Genomic DNA, 6,928 nt, shown 5'->3' with positions numbered 1-6,928 from the left:
GCGATGCGGAGGCGGATGGACGGTGATGACGCGGTCGCCCAGCCCTGCCAGCAGCCGGCCCATCGCCTTCTGGCTGATCGCGTCGCCGGGATGGAACGCCACGTCCTGGCGCATGTAGCAGAGATACGGCGCCAGCAGCACCAGCCGGTGGCAGCCCTCGCGACGCAGCGCTTCGGCGGCGAACAGGATGGTCACCAGCTTATCGTTGGGCTGGTCGAGCGGCAGATACAGGATCGTGGTCGCGGCCGCCGGGCCGACATTGACGGCGATCTCGCCGTCCGGAAAGCGGTGCTGCGTAATCGGATGCGGCGGCACGCCGAGCCGTGCTGCGAGCCGAATGGCATCGTCCGCAGCCGAGTCCAGATAGCGCAGGGCGACGCTCACGACACCAGATCCACGTCGGCCGGCGTATGGTGATTGATCGCGAAGCCGGACTCCGCCTGCGCGGCGGCCAGCGCCAGATCGAATTCGGCTTGGTCGGACGCATACACCCGATACAGCGGCTCACCCTTTTCGACGCGGTCGCCGATCTTCTTGAACAGATCAATGCCGGCGCCCTTGGCGACCGGCGCGCCGGCGCTGCGAGCGAGGCGATTGATCCGCAGACAGTCGATGCCGTTGACCACGCCATCGGCGGCCGCCAGCACGTCGGCAGCGTAGCTGCCGAGCTCGGATGGACACGGCGACGGCCCCTGCGCGTCGATGATCTGCTGCATCTTCTTCAGCGCCGCTCCGCTGTCGAGCAGCTCCTTGGCGCGGGCATAGCCGGCGCCGCCGCGCAGCTTCGGATCGTATTCGAGCAGATGCGCGGCGAGCCGCAGTGATTTCTCGCGCAAGTCGGCAGGTGCGCCGGGTTCGTTGCCGAGCACCGCCATGACGTCGCGGGCTTCCAGCACCGGGCCGATGCCGCGGCCGATCGGCTGGCGGCCGTCGGTGGTGACCACCTCGACGCCGATGCCGAAATGATCGCCGACGAACTCGAACAGCTTGCGCAGCCGCATCGCCTCGTTGGCGCTGGCGACCTTGGCGGAGGGGCCGACCGGGAAGTCGATCAGCAGCCGGGTCGAGCCGGCGGCGAGCTTCTTCGACATGATCGAGGCGACCATCTGCTCCGGCGTGTCGAGGCTGAGCGGACGTTCGACCGAGATCAGGATGTCGTCAGCGGGCGACAGGTTGACGTGGCCGCCCCACACCAGGCAGCCGCCGCAGGAATGGACCACCTGCTTCATCTGATCGACGTCGAGATCGACCCTTGCCAGCAGTTCCATGGTGTCGGCGGTGCCGGCCGGCGAGGTGATGGCGCGCGATGAGGTCTTCGGAATCATCAGCCCGTGCGCGGCAACGATCGGCACCACGATCATGGTGGTGCGGTTGCCGGGGATGCCGCCGATGCAGTGCTTGTCGACGACGATCGGTGTGTCCCATTTCAGCCGGGTGCCGACCGATGCCATCGCGCCGACCAGCGCCAGCAGCTCGTCGGTCGAGGTGAAGCGCGCGGCGCTGATCAGGAACGCGGCGATCTCCATGTCGGAGTAGCGGAAGTGCGCGAGGTCATCCACGATCGCGGTGATCTCCGCCGCCGACAGCGTGTGGCCCTGGATCTTGGCGCGGACCGCATCGAGGCTGGCGGGCGACCGCGCCGGCGTCACCAACACCGCACTGCCGACCGGCTCGTTGAAGCGGCGGAACGCTGGCTCCGACAAGCCGAGTTCATCGGGGCCGATCATCGCGTCGTCGTCGGTGATCATCAGCGTCGCCAGCAGCACCTTGGAGTTGATGCGCAATTCGACGCGGCTGAAGCCGCGAAACACTTCGGGGCGCAGGGCGCGCGAGCGGCGGGAAAGCACCGCGACGTTTTCGCGGCCGGTATCGAGGCTGATCCGCCGGATGGTCAGCGGCGGGCGGGAGAGATCGGGAGCATTCAAGATAGCGCAACTCCGCGCATCGGCCGGGCGGCCTTCAGGAGCGCGTGGCGAAGCGGCGGGTGCCGGGACACGCGATGGCCGAGGCTAGAAGCTCGGCCCGCGGGTCTATTTGATGCGTGTCAATGTCCTGCGCGGCCTTGGGTCGCGGTTCAAATCCCGGCCGATGCCATGGCGCGGCCCAGGTGCTCGCGCAGCCGCGCCAGCGGCACATCCTGTTCGCGCACCAGGCGAAACCCGAGGTGGATCGGCGGCAGGCCGGCCGAGCAGCCGCCGGCTTTGGCGTCGCGAATGAAATCGGAGACGTAGGCGCGGTGCAGCCCCTCGGCGATCCGCACGCCGCAATTGGCGGTCTGCGCCTGCGGCCGGCCGGCGGCGTCGATGGCGGTGCGGTCGAAGCAGGTGGTGGTCCATTCCCAGACGTTGCCGGACAGATCGAGCAGTCCGCGCTCGTTGGCGCCGAAGCCGCCAAAGCTGCGTAAGCTGGCCGACAGATCATCACGATCGGATTCGCGCTCATAGCGTGCGATCCATCGCACCGACGGATCGTCGCTGTCCGAGGCCAGCCCGTCATCCTTGAACTTGCTGCCGGCCGCAAACGCCCATTCGGCGTCGGTCGGCAGCCGGTAGTGTGCGCCGGTCTTGCGCGACAGCCAGTCGGCGTAGCCGGTGGCGTCCTGCCAGGACACCTGCACGGCGGGCCTGTCGGCGCGAACCGCGGTGTTGGCCGGCATCGGATGGCAGGCGCCATCGTCGACGCAGAGTTGATAGTCCGCTGCACTGACCTGATGCAGCATGATCGACAGCGGACGATCGAACTGCAGCTTGGTCCGCGGCGCCTCGATCTGCCGGCCGTCGCGGGTGAATTCGCCGGGCAGCCGGTAGTTCATCGCGCCCGGCGCGATCTCGACCATCGCCTGCTGGCCGTCGAGCGCCGCGTCGCCGTGGCCGATCACCAGCGGCGTCACCGCCAAAGGCGTGGCGAAGCCGGCGAGGGCAGCGAGGGCGATCTTGGCTTTGAAGGCGAGCAGCATGGCAGCAACCAAGTCATCTGTCCGTCATTGCGAGGAGCGAAAGCGACGAAGCAATCCAGCTCGAACGCTGGACTGGATTGCTTCGCTTCGCTCGCAATGACGGGTGGGACGAGAGGGATCCGCGCGGACGCGGGTCCTGGTGGCGGAGGTGATTAGTTCGTCGGACCGCCCGGGATCGGGCCGGGTGCGCTGACCTGCTTCATCAGGTCGTCGTTCCACTTGCCGTCGACCTTGAAGTGCGCGGTGGCGCCGAGCTCGATCGCTTCGATCAGGTTGTGGTTGAGGTAGGCGTAAACGCCCGGCTGCTTGAAGGTGTAGAGCGCAGCACCGGCCGAACCGCCGCGAATGAACCAGGTTTCCAGGTTGGTCTCCGGCGGATTGGCGAACTTGCCGGTCTCCCAGACGTAGTCGCCGTGACCGCCGATCAGGTGCGGGCGGGTGTCGCGGTTGGCCTGCGAATGCACGATCAGCACGGTCTCGCCGACCTTGGCGGGCATCGCGTTCTTGCCGGTCAGCGCTCCGACCTTGCCGTTGAACACCACATGGGTCGGGATCAGCTTGCGCATCACCTCGGCGGTGTCGACGTAGGATTCGGCCGGCGACGCATAGGCCTTGTATTTGCCGTTCTGATCCTTCGGCACGTACATGTCCTGCTCGCCGATGTAATAGACCCGGTCGTAGCGCAGCGGCTTGCCGTTCCGATCCTTCAGGCCGTCACGCGGCAGCACCATGATGGCGCCGTTCATGCCGGAAACGACGTGCCACGGGATCATGTTGCCGCCCGGAGCGCAGTGATACACGAATACGCCCGAGCGATCGGCCTTGAAGCGCAGCACCACCTGTTCGCCGGGATTGATCAGCGTCAGCGCACCGCCGCCGAGTGCGCCGGTCGAGGCGTGAAAGTCGATGTTGTGCGGCATGGTGTTGCTGGCGGGATTGACCAGCGTCAGTTCGACATAGTCGCCCTCATGCACCACCATCAACGGTCCGGGCATCGAACCGTTGAAGGTCATCGCCTGGAATTTGGTGCCGTCTTCGTCAATCACCACTTCCTTTTCCTGCACCACCATCTTGAATTCGACGACCTTGGGGCCATCCTTGGTGGCTTGCTGATGCGCGTGCACGAACGGCGGTGCGACCAGTTCGACCTTCTGGCGCGGCAGCTTGGAGACATCGTCTTCGGCGGCGGCTGCTGCCACGGTCGGCGCGCTGAGTAACAGTGCGGTGACGGCGGCGCTCAGCAGAGTATCTCGGCGGGTCATCATGGTAGAGGTCCTTGCGGCTGGATTGAAACTCGGCTGGCGCAACCATGCTCCTGCCGCGCCACCGCTGTTTGTCCCAGCACAAGCTCGCAGATGAATACCTTTCAACTACGGGATCGCCCGCATCCGTCATTCGTCGGATGTGACAACTACGAGGTGTAGGAACCCTCCGAAACGTTGTCGCGCGACAAAGAACGCTGCCGCCCCGGGCCTCAGCATGGCGGGTCAACGGAGACGACAATGTCGATTGACCGCACCCTCGTAGTCGAAGACGTGATGCGCCGATGGCCGGCGACGATCCGGGTGTTCCTGGATTTCAAGCTCGCCTGCGTCGGCTGCCCGATCGCGACGTTTCACACGATCGAGGATTCCTGCCACGAGCATGGCATCGCCGAGGCGCCGTTTCTCGCGGCGCTGCGTGAGGCGGTGGCGCAGTCTCAGGAGGTCTTGTCGTCGGGCGCCTGATCGGCCAGCACCACGAGCTGATGCGGCTCGCGCAGCACGATCTTCTGCCGGCCGCTTTCGATCAGGCCCTTCTGCTCCCAGCCCGACAACAGCCGGCTGACGGTGTGCAGCGTGGTGCCAGTCATCTGCGCGATGTCCTGCCGGCTGATCGGGAAGTCGATCTGCACCCCGTTTTCGACCTTGCGGCCGCTCTGCTTGGCGAGCCGCAGCAGCGCATGGGCGACGCGCTGCTCGACCTGCTGGGTCGACATCTCCACCACCCGGGAATGCGTCTCCTGCAGCCGGCCGCCGACGGTGCGCAGCGTGTTGGTGGCGAGCGCCGGATACTGCTCGACCAGCCGCGGCCAGGCCGCAGTCGGCCAGGCCAGCACGATCGAATCGTCGACCGCGGTGGCGGTCGCCGGATAGCGGTTCAGCCCGATCGCCATCGCCACGCCGAGCGTCTCGCCGGGTGCCACATAACGCACCACGATCTGCTCGCCGGCCGGCGTCACCTTGCTGGCGCGGACGTGGCCGTGCAGCAGCACGAAGAACGAGTGGGCGTCCTCGCCCTGCTCGAACACGTGGCCGTTCTTGGGAACCCGGATCGACCGCGCCTCCAGCAGCACGGCGTCGAGCTCCGCCGGGCTCAGCCCCGCAAACAGCGGCAGTTTCGCAACCAGGGAAGTGTCGATCGTCGCCATCGAGGCTCTCGCGCCAGGGTTCGGTCCGCGCCAGCTAAATCGCGATTGCCGGCGGGGGGCAAGGGGGAAGCCCAGGGAGAGATCTATGCGACAAGCGGAATATCGGTCAGCGGAAAGTCGTTTCCCTTGCACAGCAGGGGGGCATTCAAAGCTTTGGCCAGCGCATAGGCGAAGCAATCTCCGTAGTTGAGAGCTGCTTTGTGGCCGGTCCCTTTCCCGAACCGCACATGCGCCGAACGCGCGTATCCGGCCTGCTCGGTGGTCACGGGCTCGATCCGGATGCGGGCCGCTGCGATGAAGTCATCAAGCCATCGTTCGGCTTTGGCCGGCTGAATGTCCTTTAGTCCACGAAGAACGATCGCGGCCTCCAGCAAATTGCCCGAGGATAGAACCGGTTGGTCGTCGGCGGCGATGAGCCGCGCAAACTGGGCTGCCTCTGGTTCCTCGCGAAAGATCGCAATGATCGCCGACGTGTCGATGACGATCACGTGGGCAATCCGTTCTCATCGTAGCCGAGAATCTCGTCTGGAGTTCTCCCGGTGTCAGGCAATGCGGCGTACCGGCCTCCGATTTTCAGCAGTCGTTGCGCGATCTGGTCGGTTTGGCGGCGACGATGCTCGCGTGCGAGCTGTTCGCGCAGCGCATTGGTCACCGCCGCAGTGAGGCTCTCCCCGGTCATGCGGGCCAGCTCTGTCGCTAACTGATGAGCTTCGTCGTTCTTGATGTTGAGATGCATGCGATCTCCGAATGGTAGAAAACTAGCATTTGTCTACCGCGCCCTGTAATCTGGTCTCGCGGGAGGCGCTTGACAAGGGGGGGGTGTCCAGGGGACAATATTCCTAATGCCGTATCCCGCGTCGAAAGGCGTTCCGCGACGGTTCTCTCCGGCGATCCGCGAGGACGGTCGCGGCCACTGATACCAAGGTCGCGCCTTTCGGCGCTCCGCCGCCCTCGGCCTGGTTGCCGCCGGGAGGTCCCCAGACCCGGTCACTCACGCAATCATTTGCGGGTAACGCTTCCGCATGCCCGAAGCGGAGCTTCGCGTGCGACGTCAGATCAGCTCACACCGCCGCAGGCATGTGGGCGAATACCACTTCGATCAGCGTGCCGGATTGCGGCGCGCTCTTGATGTGGAAGGTGGCGCGGTTGGCTTCGACCAGCGCCTTGGTCAGCGACAGGCTGACGCCGGCGGCCTCGGTGCGGTCGCTTGGCGTGCGGAACGGCTGCAGTGCGGCGGCGAGTTCGTCGTCGTTGAGACGGCTGCCGGTGTCGCGGACGCGCAGCACTACCTCGCCGGCATCGCTGAGCGCGGTCGAGACGATCACCTGTCCGCCGGCATTGGCCAGATGGATCGACGTACTGATCAGGTTCATGACGATCTGGCGCAGCGCCTGTGCGTCGGCCACTACGGTCGGCAGCGAATGCGCCAGCGAGGTCCGGATGATGATGCGCTCGCGGTTGGCGCGCGGCTGCATCACCGCGACGCTCTGTTCGACCAGCTCATTGAGGTTGATGCTGGCGAAGGCGAGATCGAGCTTGCCGGTCTCGATCCGCGACAGATC

The 6,928-nt window shown here is 65.9% G+C and carries 9 protein-coding genes; 1 reads left to right on the top strand and 8 read right to left on the bottom strand.

All coding sequences use genetic code 11. The features are described from left to right. The 4 genes from DYI24_RS17855 to nirK all read right to left on the bottom strand — a co-directional run. A partial coding sequence (locus tag DYI24_RS17855; RefSeq protein ID WP_164573253.1) for a ribose-phosphate pyrophosphokinase-like domain-containing protein occupies positions 1 to 384 on the bottom strand: 384 nt, incomplete at its 3' end. Further along, positions 381 to 1,925, bottom strand: a complete 1,545-nt coding sequence (locus DYI24_RS17850; RefSeq protein WP_164573252.1) for a thymidine phosphorylase family protein — start codon at positions 1,923 to 1,925, stop codon at positions 381 to 383. The genes DYI24_RS17855 and DYI24_RS17850, both read right to left, overlap by 4 nt. Before the next feature lie 149 nt (positions 1,926 to 2,074). Next, positions 2,075 to 2,956 carry a formylglycine-generating enzyme family protein gene (locus DYI24_RS17845; RefSeq protein ID WP_164573254.1) on the bottom strand — a complete coding sequence of 294 codons (882 nt, stop codon included), beginning with the start codon at positions 2,954 to 2,956 and terminating at the stop codon, positions 2,075 to 2,077. Positions 2,957 to 3,108: 152 nt separating this feature from the next. After that, complete coding sequence (nirK, locus tag DYI24_RS17840; RefSeq protein ID WP_107345761.1) at positions 3,109 to 4,221, bottom strand: copper-containing nitrite reductase; 1,113 nt, start codon at positions 4,219 to 4,221, stop codon at positions 3,109 to 3,111. Between the two features lie 237 nt (positions 4,222 to 4,458). Between nirK and DYI24_RS17835 the strand changes: the two genes are divergently transcribed. Next, positions 4,459 to 4,683 carry a DUF1858 domain-containing protein gene (locus DYI24_RS17835; protein ID WP_164573251.1) on the top strand — a complete coding sequence of 75 codons (225 nt, stop codon included), beginning with the start codon at positions 4,459 to 4,461 and terminating at the stop codon, positions 4,681 to 4,683. Here the strand turns inward: DYI24_RS17835 and DYI24_RS17830 are convergent. The 4 genes from DYI24_RS17830 to DYI24_RS17815 all read right to left on the bottom strand — a co-directional run. Next, the gene (locus DYI24_RS17830) at positions 4,656 to 5,366 is read right to left on the bottom strand and encodes a Crp/Fnr family transcriptional regulator (RefSeq protein WP_107345759.1); all 711 of its coding nucleotides are present in this window, start codon (positions 5,364 to 5,366) and stop codon (positions 4,656 to 4,658) included. The two genes, DYI24_RS17835 and DYI24_RS17830, sit on opposite strands and share 28 nt — an antisense overlap. Before the next feature lie 83 nt (positions 5,367 to 5,449). Next, positions 5,450 to 5,854 (bottom strand): type II toxin-antitoxin system VapC family toxin, encoded by a 405-nt coding sequence (locus tag DYI24_RS17825; protein WP_164573250.1) that lies wholly within the window; start codon positions 5,852 to 5,854, stop codon positions 5,450 to 5,452. Next, positions 5,851 to 6,102 carry a type II toxin-antitoxin system VapB family antitoxin gene (locus DYI24_RS17820; protein WP_011159676.1) on the bottom strand — a complete coding sequence of 84 codons (252 nt, stop codon included), beginning with the start codon at positions 6,100 to 6,102 and terminating at the stop codon, positions 5,851 to 5,853. The genes DYI24_RS17825 and DYI24_RS17820 overlap by 4 nt, the downstream gene beginning before the upstream one ends. A 325-nt stretch (positions 6,103 to 6,427) precedes the next feature. Then, positions 6,428 to 6,928 (bottom strand): sensor histidine kinase (locus DYI24_RS17815; protein ID WP_164573249.1); only part of this gene is annotated, 501 nt, incomplete at its 5' end.

Origin of the sequence: Rhodopseudomonas sp. BR0C11, from assembly GCF_010820945.1 — a bacterium.
Classification (GTDB): Bacteria; Pseudomonadota; Alphaproteobacteria; order Rhizobiales; family Xanthobacteraceae; genus Rhodopseudomonas; species Rhodopseudomonas palustris_H.
Note: the sequence above shows the minus strand (reverse complement) of the source record. Positions and strands in the feature narration are given on the sequence as shown.

Coding starts and splice junctions, on each gene's coding strand:
- DYI24_RS17845 (WP_164573254.1), bottom strand. CDS start 2,956: ATGCTGCTCGCCTTCAAAGCCAAGATCGCCCTCGCTGCCCTCGCCGGC.
- nirK (WP_107345761.1), bottom strand. CDS start 4,221: ATGATGACCCGCCGAGATACTCTGCTGAGCGCCGCCGTCACCGCACTG.
- DYI24_RS17835 (WP_164573251.1), top strand. CDS start 4,459: ATGTCGATTGACCGCACCCTCGTAGTCGAAGACGTGATGCGCCGATGG.
- DYI24_RS17830 (WP_107345759.1), bottom strand. CDS start 5,366: ATGGCGACGATCGACACTTCCCTGGTTGCGAAACTGCCGCTGTTTGCG.
- DYI24_RS17820 (WP_011159676.1), bottom strand. CDS start 6,102: ATGCATCTCAACATCAAGAACGACGAAGCTCATCAGTTAGCGACAGAG.